Raw genomic sequence first — 19,508 nt, forward strand, 5'->3', positions numbered from 1 at the left:
AAGATGCAAAATTAACGTAGGGAAGCAGTAGCACCCGAAGCAGCGGCCGTACTATCAGCCGGAGCTGCTTCTCCTTCAGGGGCAGACTCACCCGCGGGAGCTTCTTCAGCCGACTCCGTATACTTCATTGCTTTTGCTTTCAAACGAGCCGGTACACGATCCAAATAGCTAGTGTTGGTAGCCAGGAAAGATTTCTGGGTTTTCAACCAAGCTTTAAAGTCGTCTTCCTCTAATACTACTACGTTCATTTTCATAGAGAAGTGACCTTGGCCACAAATCTCCGTACAGTTGAGACGATACTCGAATTTAGGATCGTTCGTCTCGGCTTTCATCTCATCCGTTGTTTTCGTTGCCGTAAACCAGAATTTGGTAGGCATACCTGGTACCGCATCCATTTTCACACGTAAGTGAGGAAGGAATACGCTGTGGAGTACATCACGAGCACGAATTTTCAATAATACCGGCACTCCTTTAGGAAGATACAAAGTATTGCTGATTACGTCATCAAAGGCTGCTTCATCAGAAAGATCAATACCTACTTCATTCGTCGCATCAATCAGTTTGTAGTTGTAGCTACCTAACTTATTGTCATCTACACCGGGATAACGAGCAATCCAGTTAAACTGCTTGCCCGTTACTTCAATCACATACGCATCCGCGGGAGCTTCCGTAGTAATATCCCGCCAAACTCGCCAGCCCATGAATACCATGATTGCCATGATGATAGCCGGAATTACCGTCCAAGCCAGCTCCAAGCGGTGATTCACCGGATAGAACGTAGCCCGACGTTTCGGATCGTACTGATACTTGAATGAAAATGCAAATAATAATACGCTCGTTAAAAAGAAAGCGGTGGTAACGATTCCCATGAACCACCAGAACATCGTATCGATCTCTTTACCATGAGTCGACGAGGGATCGGGCAGAAATTTAGGAGCCGCTTCCATAAAAGACCATACCCCTGCAATGCTACCCAACACGAACACAATCGGCAACAGGGCCGCATTGATTTTGTTTGCTAATCCCGGTTCATTGCTAGCCGAAGGCGAAGCAAAACCTTTGGTGAATACGGACATCCGATTGAGTACTACCAAAGTAAGTACCAACAGAACGGCCGCCAGCAAACCAACGATATAAACCATGACAATCTTTGTTTTTGATACTTTTCTATTTCAGAACACCTAGGATAAATGCAACGTTCGGTACGACTACTAAATATCGTGATGAACGGCTTCTTCCAGCATGGGGTGGTTTTTAGCTACCAACGAAGCTTTCGTTAACTGAGCCGATATTACATAAATAAAGGCACTGGCAAAGAACAACGTCGTACCCCACTCAATCAAACCAAATCCTCCGTTTGCTCCTACCAGACCCGGCATCATCATTTGATAGAAGTCGAAATAGTGAGCAATGATGATGGCAAAAGATCCTACTTTCAGGAATACGAAATTCCGTTTTGCATCACGCGTCATGAACCACAAGAAGGGTACCAAGAAGCCCATGAACAAGTTAATGAAGAAGGGAGCTTTGTAGATGCCACCGTAACCGCTAAAACGCTCTCTGTAATAAATTGTCTCTTCGGGAAGGTTGGCATAGTAGATCAGCAGGAACTGAGCAAACCATACATAGGTCCAGAAAATAGAGAAGGCAAACATAAATTTACCCAGATCGTGCAAGTGGTTTTCATTTACTGCGGGCAAATAACCTTTTTCTTTCAGAGTAATGACCGTCAGCGTAGTAACGGCTAGACCCGTTACGTGCCAAGAAGCAAAGTGATACCAGCCAAACATGGTGGAGAACCAGTGCGTGTCAATAGACATGGCCCAGTCCCAGGCACTTGTAGAGGACGTTACGGCAAATACCAGAATAAAGATCCGGGATAGGTACTTCATTTTATACCACCATTCCGTACCACCAATCGCGTCTTCCTGCTTAGACAGGTTACGCAGGTACATCCATAACACATACCAGGAACCCAGGTAAAGAACCGTACGGATCAAGAAGAATGCATTGTTCAAATACCAGCTTTTGCCTGCAATGATCGCATCGTAATGCTCGCTTTCGGGATCCATGATGCCTTCATGACGCCAGTGGAAAATTTCATGACCAAACACTAAATACAGAGCGATCATGATCGCTCCTGAGAAGGGAAGGAATGCCGGAAATGCTTCAGGAATTCGTTTAATGATGGAGGACCAGCCCGCCCAGGATAAATATTGAATGGCTACGAAGAACATACCGATTACTGAAATACCGGTAAAGAATTCTGCGTTCATCCAAAGGTTAGCCACTACACGCTTTGCCCACGCGGGTAAACCGTGATGAGCTTCGTGCCCATGAGCTGCATGTTCGGCATGCTCATGTACGTGATTAAGTCCGATTCCCCAACCTTTGGATAATAAAAACGCACCAATCAAAAGAGTAGCCAGACCTGCCAGCATACCGATAATCAGCTTACGCTTTGAAGAGGAGGTAAAGTCATACCATTCTTCCATCTCCGCTGGATCAAAATGGTGATTGTGCTCTGCCATTATACTTTCGTTATTCGTTATCAGTTGTTCGCTAATCGTCAATAAATCATTAACGATTTCCAGTTAACTCTTTAATAGATTAGGGTTCTTGCTGAAGTTTGTGCACGTACTGAACGATTTTCCAGCGATCTTCAGGTGATACCTGCGAACCATGAGGCCACATCCGACCCTTACCGTAGGTAATGACGTGATAGATATGTCCGTCGTTCAGATTTTTCAAAGCGTCGCTCGAATACACGGGTACCCCGCCATATTTCTTACCTACTAAGCCATCGCCTTTACCCGTACCACCGTGGCAGTGCAGACAGTAGCGGCCGTAGAGTAACTCGCCTTGTTTCAATGATTTGTCAGTAGTCGCAATAGGATTCGAAAGAACTGCTTCTGACATGGCAATACTGTCAGCCGGAACGTTCCGTGCGATCAGATCCATCCGCTCCAGTGCTGACACCGTCGTATCACCCAGCGTAGTCGTAAAGCTTTGCTGAGGAATAGTGCCTTTTACCGGTACCCGCATGTTCAGGTTACCTTTTCCTGTAGCACTGTTGATGGGGTTAGCATCAATTTGTGACAGGGGCTCATAGCCTACGGGATAGTACATGTTAGGAGCAAATTCCCAGGCCTGGTGTTGAGGATCACGTTTCAGGGATGCCAGCAAAACCACCACAAGGGAAGCTGCAATCCACACAAACGGTAGGTATTTTTTCATTGTCCAATCAAGTTGATATTAACGCTCGATAGAGTGGCATCTGGTAACAGATGCCCTATCCTTTCACTTAGTCTTCTTCCTCAACAATTTCTTTTACATTGATTTCAATGGCACCGGTTTCCCGAAGAGCCTTCTCAATCTCCGCTTCTGATTTCTGGTTGGAAGCAGTATCGATAGCCATAACGAACTTATCGTCGGTACTACGCAAATCGAAAATGACAGCTTTGTTACCCCACCACAATCCATTGGTAATAAAGAAGGTAAATACCATACCAAAGGCCGTGAACAATACCGTAAATTCGAACATCGGTGGAATGAAGTCTGGCAAAGCGTAAAAATCTTTACCCCCAATGTTCATAGGCCAGTCTAAACGCATAGTATAGTACGTGAAGACAAACATGGTGATCAAACCCAGCGTACCGAACATGAAGGCAACTACCGGAATCCGAGTACGGGCATGACCGATGGCTTTATCCAAGCCGTGTACAGGGAATGGAGTATATACGTCATGAATCTTGATGCCGCTGGCACGCACCGTTTTCACGGCCGCCATCACCTCGTCATCATCATCGTACACTCCTACTAAAAATCTCTTGTTGGTATCCATGAGGATTGAATGCTTTTTCCTTGAATTGAGCTTATTCGGTTACGTGTTGTCCAGGTTTTTTCGAGCTAGGTTTCACTTTATAAGGGAAACGCTCGGAAGAACTCTTCATTACTGCTTTTACTTCCGCCATGTTGATAACGGGTAAATACTTGGCAAACAACAGGAACAGAACGAAGAACAGACCAAAGGTGAACACGTAATCCCCGATGTCAATCAGCGTCGGTGAGAACATAGCCCAGCTTGAAGGGATATAATCACGGTGCAGAGACGTTACGATAATTACGAAACGCTCAAACCACATACCAATGTTTACGACTACGGCTAAAGCAAACGTCCAGGTGATGCTACGACGGATGCCACGAATCCAGAACAGCTGGGGCGTAACTACGTTACAGGTCATCATCGCCCAGTAAGCCCACCAGTAAGGTCCGGTAGCCCGGTTAATGAACGCGTATTGTTCGTAACTAACTCCTGAATACGCTGCAATAAAGAACTCCGTGATGTAAGCGATACCTACGATAGAACCCGTAACGGTGATGATTTTATTCATCGTCTCGATGTGCTCAATCGTAATGTAGTCTTGCAGTTTAAAGGTCCAACGTACGATCAACAGCAGGTTATTTACCATGGCAAAACCTGAGAAGATAGCACCCGCTACGAAGTAGGGAGGGAAAATCGTCGTGTGCCAGCCTGGAATAACAGACGTAGCAAAGTCAAAAGATACGATCGTGTGTACCGAAAGTACCAGCGGTGTAGAAATACCAGCCAGGATCAATGATACGTATTCGTAACGAGCCCAAGTTTTCGTGTTTCCATTCCAGCCCATTGAAAGCAGACCGTAGATGTATTTAGAAACTTTGCTCTTGGCACGGTCACGAATGGTTGCTAAATCCGGAATCAAACCCGCGTACCAGAATAAGCAGGATACGGAGAAGTACGTTGAGATAGCAAATACGTCCCAAACCAGGGGTGAGTTAAAGTTAACCCACAACGAACCGTACGTATTAGGAATAGGGATACACCAGTACGCTAACCAAGCCCGGCCGGCGTGCATTAAGATAAAGCTAGCGGCACAAATAACGGCAAAGATCGTCATGGCCTCTGCTGCCCGGTTAACGGACGTCCGCCACTTTTGACGGAACAGCAAAAGAATCGCCGAAATCAGCGTACCTGCGTGACCAATACCTACCCACCATACGAAGTTGGTAATGTCCCAGGCCCAACCAACGGTTTTATTTAAACCCCAGTTACCCAAACCATCCCACCAAGTCCAAAATACCGAAACCGTACCCACGGCTAAAACCAGCGAGGAAATAGCGAAAACGATCTTCCACGAAGTAGTCGGTTTTCCCTCTACCTGCCGGCATACGTCCTCGGTAATGTCGTGGTAGGATTTTCCACCTGTCACCAAAGGAGGCCTTACAACAGCACTGACGTGTGACATATTTCTAAATTTTCAGAGTTTCTATTGAATAATATAATCCCTTCTGACGGGCCGAAACTCGTCAGAAGGGATGAGAAATCGGTTACGCGTGTTCTTTTACTTTTTTATGCTCGTGACCTTCTCCGTGACCGAGCTCTTTTTTGTTGGGAGCTACGGAATCGGCGAAATCTTTGTTACGTACTTTCGTCAGATAGCTGATCTGGGGCAATACGTTAATTTCTTCTAGCATGGTAAAGGCACGTCCTTCTTTTTCTACCGCCAGCAGTTGAGAAATGTTACTTTCCGGATTGTTCATGTCACCAAAAACAATTGCTCCTGTGGGGCAAGATTGCGAACAAGCTACTTGTACTTCATTCGCGTAAGGTCTGCGACGCTCTTTCTTCGCTGCCAGTTTGGTAGCTTGGATACGTTGTACGCAGAAAGAACATTTTTCCATTACCCCACGGCTACGAACCGTAACTTCAGGGTTGATGACCATTTTACCCAGGTCATTGTTGAAGTGGTAAGGGAAACGATCTTCGTCAAAATATTTGAACCAGTTAAACCGGCGTACTTTATACGGACAGTTGTTGGCACAATAACGTGTACCGATACAACGGTTGTACGTCATTTGGTTGAGACCCTCGTTGCTGTGCGTAGTAGCCAATACTGGACATACCGTTTCGCAGGGAGCATTCGAGCAGTGCTGGCACAACATGGGCTGGAATACGACTTCCGGATTTTCAGCCGCTGATTCCAACGTCTTCAATTCCTGGAATACGCCTTCATCTTCCGTGGGTTGTACCGATGAATAGTAACGGTCAATGCGAATCCAGTGCATTTCACGACGCATTACTACTTCTTTACGACCGACTACGGGTACGTTGTTTTCTGCCTGGCAACTTACTACGCAAGAACCACAACCCGTACACAGGTTCAGGTCAATGACCATTCCCCAGCTGTGATTTTGCTTTTCGTGACCATTCCAGAGGGAAATGTCGCCAGGACTTTTGCTTCCTTCAGAGGTAGCAATTTTCGGTTGGAACCGTCCTGCTTTAACATTCTCCTGGTATTGAGCCAGTACCGTTTCCTGTACAACAGACTCACGAGCCATAACGGTGTTGTGCGTCTGCGTTTGAGCAATACCCCACTTATAGGTTTTACCCGTTGGCGTTACTTTAATTTCAGCTCCGGCTGAGTTGATCCAGGGATAAATGTTTTTACCAACACCATCCGCTGCTTTACCGGCTTTCTGACGACCGTATCCAATCGCAATACCAACGGTATCAACCGTTTGGCCGGGTTGGATCAATACGGGAAGTTCGATGGCTTCTTTACCAGCGATTTCCAGCGTTACCATATCATTCTGAGCTACACCCAGTTTATCCGCCGTTTTCTGCGAAATCGCAGCGTAGTTATCCCACGTAGCTTTTGAAACGGGATCCGGACATTCCTGTAACCAAGGGTTGTTGGCTTGTGAGCCCGTACCCATGGAAACTTTTTCGTACGGCATGAATTCGATCACCGTCGAAGAAGCTTTGTAGGCACCGCTGATTTTGCCCAAGGCCGTCAGCAGGTCCGACGTTACTGCCGGAGCCGCCGCCGTTGTACCTTTAGCGGGTTCGAATACCCCTTCGTACAAGGCTTTGTTCCAAGCTTCCTTACTTCCCGTTTTCAGGATGTTAGTCGCCCAGTTTTTCGTCAAGAACTCGTAGTAATCAGCGTTTTGTCCCGCCCAGGCTAGTAAAGAAGACTGAGCCTGACGCGTACTGAAGATCGTTGAAATCGTCGGCTGAATGATCGAGTAGAAACCGGGTTTGGGTTCCGCATCCCCCCATGATTCGAGGAAATGAGAATCCGGAGCCACGTACTGACACAGGGAAGCCGTTTCATCAGCCCGATCCGCAAACGATACGCTTACCTTCGCCCGTGAAAGCGCATCGGCGATTTCTTTGCCGCGTGGGCTATCGTATACTGGGTTGGCACCGTAGAAGATTACCGCGTCAACCTGTCCACCTTTCAATTCATTCACGAACGTATTGAAAGCGGCATCGTCACCTTGTTTGTAGTTGCTCGTGCCGGCAATCGTCGTACCGTAGTTACCTAAAACCTTGTTGATTTCAGCTACTACTGTTTGTACGTTCGGATCATTCGAACCTGATACAACCAAGGTCGTACCCGGAGCAGCTGCTTTCAGATCTTTCGCTGCTTTTTCAAGGAATTCAATTTTAACATCGGCCGTGCTGGCTGAACCACCTACCAGACGAAGCAGCGTAGAAGCTACTAATCCGGATTGAGAAGGTTTCACCCGTCCACGGTAATCAGCATTGGAAGCCGTCAGCGTCATCAGCGTACTGAAATCGTAGTGACGTGACATTTGCTTGTTGCCATTTTGGGCCGACGAAAGACGACGGCCTACGGCCCACTGCTTCGAGAACTCGTCCGGAGAAATCCAGCTACCCAGGAAGTCAGCGTCTAAGCTTACGATTACTTTCGCTTTGCTGAAATCAAACGCGGGTAATTGACCACCGTGTACCTGCGTGAGTCCGTATGCTGAATTCGGATCATACGACACGTGTACTGTTGAAGGATATTTCGCCTTGAACGTTTCGATAACGGCTTTCGTAGTCGGACTTAAAATCGTGTTGGATACAATCCGGATATTGCGAGCAGAGGCCAAAGCCGCTACCACTTCTTTATCCAAAGCGTCCCACTCAATTTTCTTACCACCCTTTTGAGCCTCTTTTAGCTTCTCATTGTCGTATAAACTCAATACGGAAGCCTGTACACGCGTACCGGTTCCGCCTTGGGATACACTTGAATTGGGGTTACCTTCAATTTTGATGGGTCGTCCTTCGCGAGTTTTTACCAGGATGGCACTGTAATCACCCCCATCTACATACGAAGAAGCGTACCAGTTCGCAATACCGGGCTCAACGTCTGAAGGTTTATTTAAATAAGGAATGACTTTCCGTACGGGAGCTTCGCAGGCAGCCAGCGAAACCGCCGCTACGCCAAAGCCCAACATTTTTAGGAAGTCACGGCGGTAGGTTCCTCCTCCGTCGGTAATGTCTGATGAATCAGCAAATTCGCGATGAGCGTTTTTTACGAACTCGGGATCGTTTCGTAACTCCTCTATTCCTCGCCAGTATCGCTTCGTAGTATTTTCCATTCTCTTAGAAAAACTCGTGTTGGGAAAGGCGGCTTCCAAAGAAAGCCGCCCTGTTATATTAATAGTGGCACTTCGAGCATTCCAGCCCTCCGATGTCAGCCACTTTCATGTCTTTCACACCTTCTTTTTTGTGAATCTCAACCAGTTTGTCGTAGTACTGGTTGTCTTTAGCATTCACACTGGTTTTCCGGTGACAATCGATACACCAGCCCATCGTCAGCGTAGAGCGTTGCTCGATCACTTCCATTTTTTCCACTTCACCGTGGCACTGCTGACATTGCAGACCGCCCACGTTGACGTGTTGGGAGTGATTGAAGTAGGCCAGATCTGGCAGGTTGTGCACGCGAATCCACTCGATAGGTTGATCTTTCTCGATAGCCCGGTAAATTTTCTGAATTTCAGGGGAAGAAGTTTTAACGGCGTTGTGGCAGTTCATACAAATATTCGGGGAAGGAATATTCGCCTGCTTTCCTTTATTAACGCCAGTATGGCAGTAGTTACAGTCGATCTTGTACTCACCTGCGTGCAACTTGTGCGAAAACGCGATGGGCTGCTTAGGAGCATAGCCCTGGTGAATACCGATACCGTACATACCATCGATGCTTACTTTACCCGCTAAAAGGACGAATAAAAGCAGAGCTCCCGTACGGAAGGCGGGGTTGTTACCCAGTTTACCAGTGCTTTCTTTCAGACGAGCGAAGAAAGGAATCTTCTGAGCCTCGGGTGAAGAAGGGTCTACGGTAGCCAGACGGCTCAATACGGTCAGAATACCGAAGAGAGCAATCAGCATCAGAATCATGACGACTAGCAGAGCAACCAGTACCACGCCAAAGAAACCGGATGACTGTTCGCCACCACCGCTTTGGGCTACTTGTTGCGGAGCACCATCACCAGTTCCGCCAGTTTTTGCTTCACCACCTTTGTTCTTTTGATCTACGTAAGCCAAAATACTCTTGATATCGTCGTCGGAAAGACTTCCGAACGCCGTCATCATGATAGGCTTGTACTGATCGTAAAGCTTCGTTGCTTGTTCATCACCACTGGCCACCATTCCAGCGGGATTCTTGATCCATTTAATCAACCAGGCTTCATCATGCCGTTCGTTGACACCTTTTAAACCAGGGCCGATTAGCTTATCTGCTCCCACACTGTGACAGGAGGCACAGTTGTTAGTGAAGAGCTGTTCGCCTTTTGCGGGATCCTGTGCAAAGCCGGACGTGCTACTCCACATCGTCAGGATGATAGCCGTTGCGGTCCCGAAGAAGTAGCTAAGTGCTCGTTTGATCATAATACTTTTCAACTTTTATTTTCAGTACGGGATGCCCGTATAGACCCATTCCGGGCTCACAAAACTACAATCGGATCGTTGTTCTTCAAACTCAAGAATTTTCCCGAACGTCAAAACAAGGAGAAAAATATTTATTTAAATTCTTTCTAAATAATCTTAAAAACCTTTCCGTCACTTTCCACTCTTTTCGCTCTTCTTATCTACTCCTCCGCTTCGGCCTCAAAAAAACCATTCTAGCTTTGTTACTGATAATCAAAGATTTGTAGCCTTTCGATCAAGCATTTTCTAGCTTATAGTCAACTTATTCCCCGAATAAAACAAATACTCCCGGCTTTCGACCGAGAGTATTTAGTATACCGTTTAAGAAATTAAGACTTGCAAGCCGGGCAAGTACCCTGTACCAGAAGATTGATTTCCTGACGTTTATATCCTTCGGGTAAATCCAAAGTCGGAATACGAACTTCATCCAGGCAGGTCGTTTGTCCACAACCTAGGCACTTGAAGTGCACGTGGTCATGATGATGCTCATGATCTTCCGCCTGACAGTCGGAGCGACACATGGCATACTTCACGGTACCTTCATCATCGAGTACTTTATGAATGATTCCCTTATCCAGAAATGTCTTCAGGGTTCGGTAAATGGTTACCCGATCAAAGCGTTCCTGCAATTCGTTTTCCAGACCTCCGTGCGAGAGGGCAAAATTCTTAGTATAAAACAAATCCAGTACTTCTTCCCGAGCCTCCGTATGGCGAAGGCCATGCTGTTTAAGCGTAATCGGCACGAGTCTATTCATACGAATGTATTAGTAAGGTTTCAAGGACCGGATTTCCAGTCCGAAACGTTAATTCGAATTTACGGCATTTTCAAACTGCAACTTTACGAGTCCGCTGTATAAACCTTCTTCCATCAGCGATAATTCCTCGTGCGTCCCCTGTTCAATGATTTCGCCCTGCTGGAGTACATAAATCTGATCGACGTTGCGAATCGTAGCCAATCGGTGAGCAATGATGATCGTCGTGCGGTTTTCCATCAATCGATCCAACGCATCCTGTACGAGTTTTTCTGATTCAGCATCGAGCGAAGAAGTCGCTTCATCCAGAATCAGAATCGCCGGATCTTTCAAGATGGCCCGGGCAATGGCAATGCGTTGCCGCTGTCCACCGGAAAGCTTCACGCCCCGCTCCCCAACGAGGGTGTTAAAACCTTCGGGGAATGAAGTAATGAAGTCATAGGCATTGGCCTTCCGAGCCGCATCCACAATTTCCTGGTCCGTAGCTCCCGGACGACCGTATTCGATGTTTTCCCGAATGGTTCCGCCAAATAACATCACTTCCTGGGGTACAACCGCCATGTGGCTCCGGTAGCCCGGAATGGAATATTGTTGAATGGGTTGATCATCCACCAGAATCTGACCGCTCTGCGGCGTATAGTACCGCATCAACAATTGTACAATCGTCGATTTACCAGCTCCGGAATAACCTACCAAAGCGATTTTCTCCCCCCGGTGTACCTGTAAGTTGATCTTCTTAAGTACCTGAATATCGGGGCGGGACGGATAGTTGAACTCCACATTCCGGAATTCAATGGTCCCTTCCAGATCTACTTTCGTCAGGGCTCCCGTCTGTTCCGTTTCTACTTCTGATTTCTCTTCGAGAATTTCCAGAATCCGCTCCGAGGCTCCAATGGTTTTCTGTACCTGGGCGTACATGTCCCCTAGTCCACCCACCGATCCACCAATAAAAGCGGTATATAAGACAAAGCCGAAGAGATCGGCCATAATCATCTCACCGTTGAGTACCAGCGTTGCTCCGTACCACACCACACCAATGATTCCACCGAAAAGGGTAAAAATTAGAAAAGATACAAAGCCACCACGGTACATGGACGCTTTCAGGGCAATGGCAACGCCCCGGTCCAGAGCCGTTGTATACCGTTTTACTTCCAGGGGTTCGTTCGTAAAGGCTTTTACGATATTGATGGATTGTAACGTTTCCTCAACCACCACATTCGCCGCCGCCAGTTGATCCTGGGCCTGCTTGGACATCTTACGAATGAACTTGCCAAAGACCATTGCCGCGACAATTAGTAGGGGAAACGTCGCCAGCATAAATAAGGTAAGCTTCCAGGAAATCGTAACAATAATAAAGATACCGATCACCAGCGTAGCTACGCCCCGGAGTAATTCGGCCAGCGTGATGGTCAAGACATCCTGCAACTGCGAAACATCGGAAGTCATGCGGCTCATCAACTCCCCTACCCGACGCTGTTCGAAGAAACGAATGGGTAAGGTAACTACCTTCGAGTACAGATTCTTGCGTACATCGGCCATCGATCGCTCACTAACGCGGGTAAAGAAGTAAATCCGGGCAAACGAAAAAATCGCCTGTCCTACCAGCACCGCAAACAAAGCCAGCAATACCTGATTGAGCGTAAACTGCGATTTCTTCTCCAGTACGGCCACAATCTCGCGAATCATCAGCGGGAAAGCCATCATCGTCAATTGCGACAGGGCCAGGAAAATCAATCCAATAATGAACAGGCCCTTGTACGGCTTGACAAAACGGAATACGTGTAATGTTTTATTTATACCCGCCCGGTTTACTTTTTTCTTGTCTTCAGCAGCGGGCTCTTCGCCAAAGGAACTTTGCCGTTTAGCCATAAGTGGTAGTGATGCAAAATGCCAGGAACAGCCGAAGCCTCTCAGCAATCTATAGAGTATGTGTAAATGAGACGGTAGTAATCGTGCTTAGCGGTTGGTCGCAAAGCGGAGCATGTTTTCCAGCACCGCTACGGGAGCTTTCCCCGTACGCTGTTCCCAGGCGGCCCAGTCGGCCATGAGCGGACGCCGGCCCTGTACCTGAGCAAAAAGGCGTTCAATCAAATCTTTCACGTTTTCACTCGGCATCCAGTAATCTTTCTCGGCATTGTCGGAAGGGTTGAGTCCAAAGCCAGGGTGTTCGGATAAATACCATCCTAATTCCGAGTACAGTTTTCGAACCAGCGATTCATCGTAACCCCGATTCACCAGATCCTGTATAAAGGAAGCCTCGTCGAGTGATGGGCGTTCAGCCGTCAACTTTTTCAGGCGACCTTCCCGCATGGACTCTCCCTGCGATAGCGTAACGATAAAGAAGACAATACCGCCCAGTCCCAGTAATACAACAAAAGCAAAAACAAACAGTATAACCATACGTGTGGCTATTCATCCTTTCTGATGGAATAAAATAGCTTTATTGGATAAGGTAAAAAAAAAATTTATTGTTCCGTCTGGCCCCGGTATTTCGAAGCTTCCAGTAGTTGCCGGGCGTTTGTATTCGTCATCAGTTCTCTCAGAGAAACGTCCGGATTGTTATCCTGATAGTAGCGAACGATTTTCCAGCCCAGCCAACGCCCGATACTGCCCGGGCAACGCGGCCCAATCTCCGGCGTTTGCGGGCGATCCCCCAGGTAACGAATTTTTTTGTTCGGATTGGTTTCGTACAAAAGTTTTTCATCGATAAAATGGCCCCATACCAAATCCTGAGCTATTTCAGTTTCTGCGAGTTGCTTTCCCGTATAGCCAATCAGCAAACTGTCGGGCGTCTGAGGAAGCATCGTTTGAGCAAACAAGTAGCCTTTTCCGTAGTTAATCATTTCTGCGAGTAGCGTACGGTCCTTCGGATCACTTTTCACGTAAGGTTCTGATGCGATGAACAGCATTTGCGGGACCAGGGCCTGGGGCGTGTATCGCCAGAGCTGGTAAGCGTATACGTCAGGCCGATACTTGGCTTTAGGACCCATGAAGTAATCAATGCCAATGACGAGTACGCTGTCGCTGACCATCAGGTCGGGGCCCATAAAACCGGTAAAAACCAGTTGCACGCGTGGCGTTCGGAATTTGGGATCGTAAGCCTTCATGTTCCGGAAAGCGGTTCGCAAATCGGCCTGTAGGGGCTGGAAGTTCTGAAAACTTTCCTGAGCCTGTTTATAAAATTCCCGCAGGCTTGGTTCGTTTACTCTCCGGTGCAGTTCGGTAACGAGCTGATTACGGTCCTGGAACTCATTTTTCGGGAAATAGTTGTTTACAAAACCGGGATGCGTATCCAGCCAGTGCTTGACCTCTTCCTTGGAAGAGCAGGTAAAAAGTGAAGAATCCAGCCGTTCGATCGCCAAATGAATCTGGATGGTATCGGCTCCGGGCAGCGTTTTCAGCGTATGCTGACCTGACTCTGTAGACGACTCACACGCGGCAAAAGTACCCAAGATTCCAGCCAAGAAGCTGATAATCAAAATTTTTCTCATGAAAAAGACCTTCAAAAAATCGAGCAAAATTACGCAAAAAAATCTCCTGTTGGGGCTTTTATTCACTCTTTCCTTTACAGCTACCGCTCAGTACCGCCCGGTTCGGGAAAAGTATCGCGAAGATCGGGGCCTGGTTCGGTATCGTCCCAGCGGCGTACAAATGGGTTTTAAAGTTTCCCCATTCATTAGTGGTCATCGCATTGAAAGTGCCGGTGAATACAGCTCCTTTGATAATAACGGAGCAGGCGTTCGGCTCAGTCTAGGACCCATCGCTGATTTCTTTTTTACTGATAAATACGCCTTTAGTACGGGCTTGTGGTATACAGTGAAACGGGTGAATGTACGTAATTCGGCGACGTTCTTAAGTAATTTGACCCCACCAGGCTCGGCGACGACCTCTCAGTTTAACCTTCAGTATTTGCAGCTTCCGGTTACGTTCAAGTTACTCACCAATGAAGTCGCGGATCGTCTCCGCCTCTTTGTACAATTTGGGGGTGTAGCGGATCTGAAACTGTCCGAGAAACCCATCAATCGTCCCTTAAATGCGTTGTTTCTCTATAATGACTCGAAAGATCGAAGCCGATCTTTTGGATTTGGAGACGTAAATTTACTGCTGGCGGGCGGAGGTGAATACGCACTCAGTGGCAGTGATGCCCTGGCATTTGGATTGAGCTACCAACGCGGACTAGTTAATATTTACCGGGATCGTGACTTATCGATCAAAAGCAACTGTTTCTTTCTGGATTTAGCGTATAAGTTTTAAATACTATTTTAGAAATAACAATAAATTAATAAGCTATACATTCGTTAAAATTCTGTTCTAATCTTACAAATTTTAAACATCAAGGCGTCAATTGTAATTGACGCCTTGATGTTTTTAAACTTATTCCTAACTTAGCCTCCGAATCCGCACTTCCTATTTATTCCGCAATGGCTACGTCTAGTTGTACGTACTTGATATTTGCCCATAAAAATCCCGAACAACTCAAACGCCTCATTGAACGATTGCAAGCTGATTACTGTAATTTTTTAATTTCGATTGATAAAAGTGTAGACAGCACTGATTTCGAAAGAGCCGTATCCAGTTTCCCCAATGTTAGTTTTGTTCAGGAGCGTTACGTCAGTCAATGGGGATCTTACTCCTTTATAAAGTCAAACCTGGCTGGTATTAAGCAATGGCTAAAGACGAATCCTGAAACGCATCGAATTGTATTGCTAAGTGCTCAGGACTACCCATTAGTCAGTAATGATATGCTGAGAAAATTCTGGTTTGAACACCCGAAAACGAATTTTCTGAGTTACTACTCCTTCGAACAACCGCACTTACAACAGCACCTGAGCCGGTATAACCGCTATTACTTTTTTTTAACGAAGAAGTTGATTATCAAATATCCAAGCGATGGTCACACTTTACTAAACCGAGTAAAAGATACTGTTTTAAAAGCCAGCGGTCAATTTCCATTACCGAATAGCAATCCCTTAGGCTATTCCCTCTATTTTGGTTCAAACTGGGTTCGCTTAACTCGCAAAACCTGCCTTTATCTGATTGATTTTTGTAAAAAAAATCCAGCTATGGAGAAATACTTTTCCTATGCTTTATGTCCAGACGAGGCATTTTACCAAACCATTCTAGTCAATGCTCCGGCTGATTTAATTGATCCTATTAGTAATACAAATCAAACTTTTACGCATTGGAATCGCCCCCTTGAAAAGTACGGACATCCGCTGGTTGAGAGTGATTTCGAAGCGTTAATCCAATCTGAATTATTGTTTGCTCGCAAGTTTGATTTCCCTGCTAGTGTTTCCCTTATGAATCGACTTGACCAGTCCATTTAAATACCTACACCTTAATATTACTCTCTATGAATCAAGAAGTTTACCCAATGAATCTTCCCTGGATTGATTCTCCTTTTTTTGAACTGGAGCTTGAACAATCGAATCTGGACGAAGCAACCAAAGCACAGGTCAGGCATTTTGCCGAGAAGGGCTATCTTATTCTGGATACAGATTTACCCGAAAGCACCTTTGATCGCATTATTGAATTACTGCAACCGCACTATACTTCTCCCCGCTTACAGGATGCTTGGAATATCACACCGTTAGTAAAAGATATAGCGGGCTGTCCGAAGATTCTGGATATGCTGCGAATCTTGTATCGCCGGGAACCTTTCCCTTTTCAAACCCTAAATTTTCGGGTAGGATCTCAGCAAAAGACGCACAGTGATGCCATTCATTTCCATTCCATACCCGAACGTTTCATGTGTGGCGTTTGGGTAGCTTTAGAAGATATTGATGAAACAAACGGGCCGCTTCATTACTATCCGGGTAGCCAGAAACTTCCCTATTATGACATGGCGGATGTAGGCTTACAAGGTTCTAAAGACGTGAATCAATACAATCAGTATTTAGAATATGAAAAGTTTATCCATAAGTTGATTGCGGCTACTGGCCATAAAAAAGAAATTTTTAAAGTAAAGAAAGGCCAGGCACTTATTTGGGCTGCTACCTTATTACACGGCGGTGAACCTATTTTAAGAGAAGGAGCTTCCCGTCACAGTCAGGTTACGCATTACTACTTTAATGACTGTATCTATTATTCGCCCATCTGGTCGGACGTGGTCATCGATAAAATGTATATGCGAAGACCTACCAATATTCTGACGGGGCAGATTGTAGAAAATCGCTATTTAGGAGACACTCTGGTAGGCCGCACCGGATTGAGCCCTTTCACCGATTACAAAAACTCGATTGAAGGGCTGGTTCGAAACCTGAAGCGAAAGTTGAATCGCTAAGCCTCACACTTCCAACCGAAACCCTACGCCGTGCACACTCACCAGGCGTAGGGTTTTATCTTGACTGAGGTATTTGCGTAGACGGCTCACGAAAACGTCCAGACTCCGACCCAGGAAGTAATCACTCTTGCCCCAGAGCCGAACCAGTATCTCATCCCGGGGAATAATTTCATTGGCTCGTCCGGCCAGCATCTTTAGTAAATCCGTTTCACGGGCGGTTAGATGAATGGAGAAGTCGCCGCAAGACAGGCGTCTATTTCGGGTATCGAGCTGATAGGCCCCAAAGTTCAGCAGGTAGCTTTCGGGGGTTCGCACTTCCATCCGCCGCAGAATAGCCTCGATTCGTAAGACCAGCTCTTCCATACTGAAAGGCTTGGTTAGGTAATCATCACCGCCCAGTTTGAACCCACGAATGCGATCTTCTTTCAATGAACGGGCCGTCAGGAAAATAATGGGAACCTGACTACCCCTGGAGCGGATTTGCTCGGCCAATGTGAAACCATCCATTTCAGGAAGCATGACATCCAGCAGGCAAACGTCGTACGTACCTACCGTAAAGGCTTGCAGGCCCGCTTTTCCATCCGTTTGCAGGTCTACTGCGTAGCCTTCCTGTACCAGATTGTCCTGTACTACAAAGCCCAGTGTTTCATCGTCTTCTACCAGTAATACCCGTACCATTCGTTGCTACCATTGAGTCCCTATCCAACGATCGGATAGATTAAAGTAAAGCGACTGCCCTGCCCGGCTTCGCTGTCTACCCGTACTTTTCCGCCCATGGCTTCCGTCATGGTTTTTACGTAATACAAACCCAGGCCGAAGCCTTTGACGTTGTGTACATTACCGGTAGGCACGCGAAAGAACTTATCGAACAGGCGGGTCTGGTATTCTTTGGGAACGCCAATCCCCTGGTCTTCGATTTCAATATACAGGTGTTGCTTTTCGTTGCGAGTACGAATCAGCAATGCCGGAGCCTGAGCGGAGTATTTGATCGCGTTATCGAGCAAATTATGCAGGGTATTGGTAAAATGAAGCACATCCACCCGAATTTGCGTTTGTGTGGCTTCCAGAGCCAGGGTAAGCGTCCCCTGTTCAGCCTGAATACGGGGTTCCAATCGTTCCAGTAACTCGTGTAAGGTGGTGTGAACTTCTACCCTTTCCAGATGCAGGCTTTGTTGCTGACTCTGAGCCGTCTGTAGCACCGTATCTACCTGCTGTTTCAAACGCAGTGCTTCCTTTCGAATAATGCCCGCGTAACTGGCCAGTCGCTCGCTGGACTGATTGGGTCGGGACAGTACATCGGTAGAAATCAGGATCGTTGAAAGGGGCGTTTTGAATTCGTGCGTCAGGTTATTGACAAAGTCGGTTTGCAATTCCGACAGCCGCTTTTGTTTGAAAATAACGTATAAAGCGTAACTGAAAAAGAGAATAACCAGCAGAATAGCGATGGATGAAATCGTCCAGAGCTTCAACTCATCCAGTACATATCCCCGCTTCTCGGGAAAATAAACGCCGAAGTAATAATTCTGACCGGATATTTTAGGAAACGAAAACTGAGCCGCTTTCGTAGCGTCGCAATTGGGCGTATGGCACACAAATCCGCCGTACTGAATCTGGCTTTGTTCGCAGTCGTAGATGCCGTATTCAAAGTTGGCTTTCAGATCGTGCCGGGAAAACTCCTGCCGCAGAAACACCTCCAAAGCAGAAGGATCCATCTGATCGTTAATCTGTACGGTGTAATAGTTAGCCGTTACCCGTTCCACCGGACGAATCGGCAACGTATTCGGACGGTTATTATAGTCAATCATCCGGCGACACACTACGCGTAAAGCCGTCGTCACCCGCTGATCAAAGTCACGGTCTTCCAACTGATACGCTTTCCGAAACCAGTAAAACTGCACCAGAGCTAGTCCGAGCAACAATAGCACGGATAACAGGGTGAATATGCGAAGCGTACGACTAGACATAGGACAAAAGTAACACGGAATCCGTCAGGCTTTTGAACCTTAACATTTCATTAACGTCTTCAGTACCGGATCATTGGATTCGGATTCAATCGAATTCTTTCCGGAAAATATTACGCCCTCCTGTTTCCCTGGCCTTCGATTGTGCGACTAATCGGTCAGTTCAACCTTCAATCCTTAATTTCCGTCTTATCATGAAAAAACTGCATTACGCCGTAATCGCTGCTCTACTAAGTCTGACGCTAAGCTGTCAAAAAGAAGAGGAAGTCGGCAAGGGTTTCTCCGAAAACATCCAGAATCTGGTTTCAAAAGAAATGATCGATGAGCTGCGAAGCCGGGGCCTGAATCTCAACGAGGGTACCAGCCCACCCGTTATTGAAGGAATTTACCTTTCCTCCCCGCACGAATTGGTAAGTCCGTACGGAGAGGAGGATTCCTACGAAGCCGGATACGAATTTGAAGACCTGGAAATCCGGTTTTCAAACCAGGATCAGGAAAATCTCAGCGTAAAAGTTGACCTGAAAGGCAGTACGAATGGCTCGGGGCAAGGGGCTTTTCTGGCAGGTTCCGGAAATAAGTTTACGCTCTTTTCTGAAATCGTTAGCCACTCAGAGGACGGCGACGAAGACCCATATACGGCTACGCAAATCCGGATTTTTTCGGGTGAAGTAACGGATAAAGGCATCAAAAATCTACAGACTGCCCTGATCATGAAAGCCAAAACGGACCCTAACGATGTGCTTATT

17 protein-coding genes are annotated in these 19,508 nt (G+C 46.7%); 4 read left to right on the forward strand and 13 right to left on the reverse strand.

The annotated features are described in order from the left end of the window. Positions 1-11 precede the first annotated feature (11 nt). The 11 genes from ACOJTG_RS10965 to ACOJTG_RS11015 all read right to left on the reverse strand — a co-directional run bounded on the left by ACOJTG_RS10965 (position 12) and on the right by ACOJTG_RS11015 (position 14,009). A complete protein-coding gene (locus ACOJTG_RS10965; protein WP_104715748.1) occupies positions 12-1,142 on the reverse strand; it encodes a cytochrome c oxidase subunit II in 1,131 nt (376 codons plus the stop codon). Between the two features lie 69 nt (positions 1,143-1,211). Continuing rightward, a complete protein-coding gene (locus ACOJTG_RS10970) occupies positions 1,212-2,531 on the reverse strand; it encodes a quinol:cytochrome C oxidoreductase (RefSeq protein WP_420153843.1) in 1,320 nt (439 codons plus the stop codon). A gap of 79 nt (positions 2,532-2,610) precedes the next feature. Further along, the gene (locus tag ACOJTG_RS10975; RefSeq protein ID WP_104715750.1) at positions 2,611-3,237 is read right to left on the reverse strand and encodes a c-type cytochrome; all 627 of its coding nucleotides are present in this window, start codon (positions 3,235-3,237) and stop codon (positions 2,611-2,613) included. 67 nt (positions 3,238-3,304) lie between these two features. Next, the gene (locus tag ACOJTG_RS10980) at positions 3,305-3,844 is read right to left on the reverse strand and encodes a DUF3341 domain-containing protein (RefSeq protein WP_420153844.1); all 540 of its coding nucleotides are present in this window, start codon (positions 3,842-3,844) and stop codon (positions 3,305-3,307) included. A 31-nt stretch (positions 3,845-3,875) separates the two neighbouring features. After that, positions 3,876-5,288 carry an NrfD/PsrC family molybdoenzyme membrane anchor subunit gene (nrfD, locus tag ACOJTG_RS10985; protein ID WP_420153845.1) on the reverse strand — a complete coding sequence of 471 codons (1,413 nt, stop codon included), beginning with the start codon at positions 5,286-5,288 and terminating at the stop codon, positions 3,876-3,878. A gap of 82 nt (positions 5,289-5,370) precedes the next feature. Further along, positions 5,371-8,439: a TAT-variant-translocated molybdopterin oxidoreductase gene (locus tag ACOJTG_RS10990; RefSeq protein ID WP_420153846.1), complete on the reverse strand. Its 3,069-nt coding sequence runs from the start codon at positions 8,437-8,439 to the stop codon at positions 5,371-5,373. Between the two features lie 58 nt (positions 8,440-8,497). Then, positions 8,498-9,727: a cytochrome c3 family protein gene (locus ACOJTG_RS10995; RefSeq protein ID WP_420153847.1), complete on the reverse strand. Its 1,230-nt coding sequence runs from the start codon at positions 9,725-9,727 to the stop codon at positions 8,498-8,500. A 368-nt stretch (positions 9,728-10,095) separates the two neighbouring features. Beyond that, positions 10,096-10,521 carry a Fur family transcriptional regulator gene (locus tag ACOJTG_RS11000; RefSeq protein ID WP_420153848.1) on the reverse strand — a complete coding sequence of 142 codons (426 nt, stop codon included), beginning with the start codon at positions 10,519-10,521 and terminating at the stop codon, positions 10,096-10,098. 48 nt (positions 10,522-10,569) lie between these two features. Further along, entirely contained in the window at positions 10,570-12,387 is a 1,818-nt protein-coding gene (locus ACOJTG_RS11005) for an ABC transporter ATP-binding protein (RefSeq protein WP_420153849.1), read from the reverse strand. Between the two features lie 87 nt (positions 12,388-12,474). After that, entirely contained in the window at positions 12,475-12,918 is a 444-nt protein-coding gene (locus tag ACOJTG_RS11010) for a hypothetical protein (protein ID WP_102201599.1), read from the reverse strand. 65 nt (positions 12,919-12,983) lie between these two features. Continuing rightward, positions 12,984-14,009: a gliding motility protein gene (locus ACOJTG_RS11015; RefSeq protein ID WP_420153850.1), complete on the reverse strand. Its 1,026-nt coding sequence runs from the start codon at positions 14,007-14,009 to the stop codon at positions 12,984-12,986. Between ACOJTG_RS11015 and ACOJTG_RS11020 the strand changes: the two genes are divergently transcribed. From ACOJTG_RS11020 to ACOJTG_RS11030, 3 genes are all read left to right on the forward strand, one after another. After that, on the forward strand, positions 14,008-14,772 hold the full coding sequence (locus ACOJTG_RS11020; protein ID WP_420153851.1) for a porin family protein: 765 nt from the start codon (positions 14,008-14,010) through the stop codon (positions 14,770-14,772). The two genes, ACOJTG_RS11015 and ACOJTG_RS11020, sit on opposite strands and share 2 nt — an antisense overlap. Positions 14,773-14,963: 191 nt before the next feature. Beyond that, the gene (locus ACOJTG_RS11025) at positions 14,964-15,845 is read left to right on the forward strand and encodes a beta-1,6-N-acetylglucosaminyltransferase (protein WP_420153852.1); all 882 of its coding nucleotides are present in this window, start codon (positions 14,964-14,966) and stop codon (positions 15,843-15,845) included. A 26-nt stretch (positions 15,846-15,871) separates the two neighbouring features. Beyond that, a complete protein-coding gene (locus tag ACOJTG_RS11030; protein ID WP_420153853.1) occupies positions 15,872-16,801 on the forward strand; it encodes a phytanoyl-CoA dioxygenase family protein in 930 nt (309 codons plus the stop codon). A gap of 3 nt (positions 16,802-16,804) precedes the next feature. Here the strand turns inward: ACOJTG_RS11030 and ACOJTG_RS11035 are convergent, their stop codons facing one another. Next, positions 16,805-17,479 (reverse strand): response regulator transcription factor, encoded by a 675-nt coding sequence (locus ACOJTG_RS11035; RefSeq protein ID WP_420153854.1) that lies wholly within the window; start codon positions 17,477-17,479, stop codon positions 16,805-16,807. A gap of 20 nt (positions 17,480-17,499) precedes the next feature. Beyond that, positions 17,500-18,765, reverse strand: coding sequence for a sensor histidine kinase (locus ACOJTG_RS11040; RefSeq protein ID WP_420153855.1), 1,266 nt, complete (start codon positions 18,763-18,765; stop codon positions 17,500-17,502). A 191-nt stretch (positions 18,766-18,956) separates the two neighbouring features. Between ACOJTG_RS11040 and ACOJTG_RS11045 the strand changes: the two genes are divergently transcribed. Beyond that, a partial coding sequence (locus ACOJTG_RS11045; protein ID WP_420153856.1) for a hypothetical protein occupies positions 18,957-19,508 on the forward strand: 552 nt, incomplete at its 3' end.

It is taken from the genome of Siphonobacter sp., from assembly GCF_048595215.1.
GTDB lineage: Bacteria > Bacteroidota > Bacteroidia > Cytophagales > Spirosomataceae > Siphonobacter.

Bases quoted from the DNA above. Each gene is read 5' to 3' on its own strand.
- ACOJTG_RS10965 (WP_104715748.1), bottom strand. From the start codon at position 1,142: ATGGTTTATATCGTTGGTTTGCTGGCGGCCGTTCTGTTGGTACTTACT.
- ACOJTG_RS10970 (WP_420153843.1), bottom strand. From the start codon at position 2,531: ATGGCAGAGCACAATCACCATTTTGATCCAGCGGAGATGGAAGAATGG.
- ACOJTG_RS10975 (WP_104715750.1), bottom strand. From the start codon at position 3,237: ATGAAAAAATACCTACCGTTTGTGTGGATTGCAGCTTCCCTTGTGGTG.
- ACOJTG_RS10980 (WP_420153844.1), bottom strand. From the start codon at position 3,844: ATGGATACCAACAAGAGATTTTTAGTAGGAGTGTACGATGATGATGAC.
- nrfD (WP_420153845.1), bottom strand. From the start codon at position 5,288: ATGTCACACGTCAGTGCTGTTGTAAGGCCTCCTTTGGTGACAGGTGGA.
- ACOJTG_RS10990 (WP_420153846.1), bottom strand. From the start codon at position 8,439: ATGGAAAATACTACGAAGCGATACTGGCGAGGAATAGAGGAGTTACGA.
- ACOJTG_RS10995 (WP_420153847.1), bottom strand. From the start codon at position 9,727: ATGATCAAACGAGCACTTAGCTACTTCTTCGGGACCGCAACGGCTATC.
- ACOJTG_RS11000 (WP_420153848.1), bottom strand. From the start codon at position 10,521: ATGAATAGACTCGTGCCGATTACGCTTAAACAGCATGGCCTTCGCCAT.
- ACOJTG_RS11005 (WP_420153849.1), bottom strand. From the start codon at position 12,387: ATGGCTAAACGGCAAAGTTCCTTTGGCGAAGAGCCCGCTGCTGAAGAC.
- ACOJTG_RS11010 (WP_102201599.1), bottom strand. From the start codon at position 12,918: ATGGTTATACTGTTTGTTTTTGCTTTTGTTGTATTACTGGGACTGGGC.
- ACOJTG_RS11020 (WP_420153851.1), top strand. From the start codon at position 14,008: ATGAAAAAGACCTTCAAAAAATCGAGCAAAATTACGCAAAAAAATCTC.
- ACOJTG_RS11015 (WP_420153850.1), bottom strand. From the start codon at position 14,009: ATGAGAAAAATTTTGATTATCAGCTTCTTGGCTGGAATCTTGGGTACT.
- ACOJTG_RS11030 (WP_420153853.1), top strand. From the start codon at position 15,872: ATGAATCAAGAAGTTTACCCAATGAATCTTCCCTGGATTGATTCTCCT.
- ACOJTG_RS11035 (WP_420153854.1), bottom strand. From the start codon at position 17,479: ATGGTACGGGTATTACTGGTAGAAGACGATGAAACACTGGGCTTTGTA.
- ACOJTG_RS11040 (WP_420153855.1), bottom strand. From the start codon at position 18,765: ATGTCTAGTCGTACGCTTCGCATATTCACCCTGTTATCCGTGCTATTG.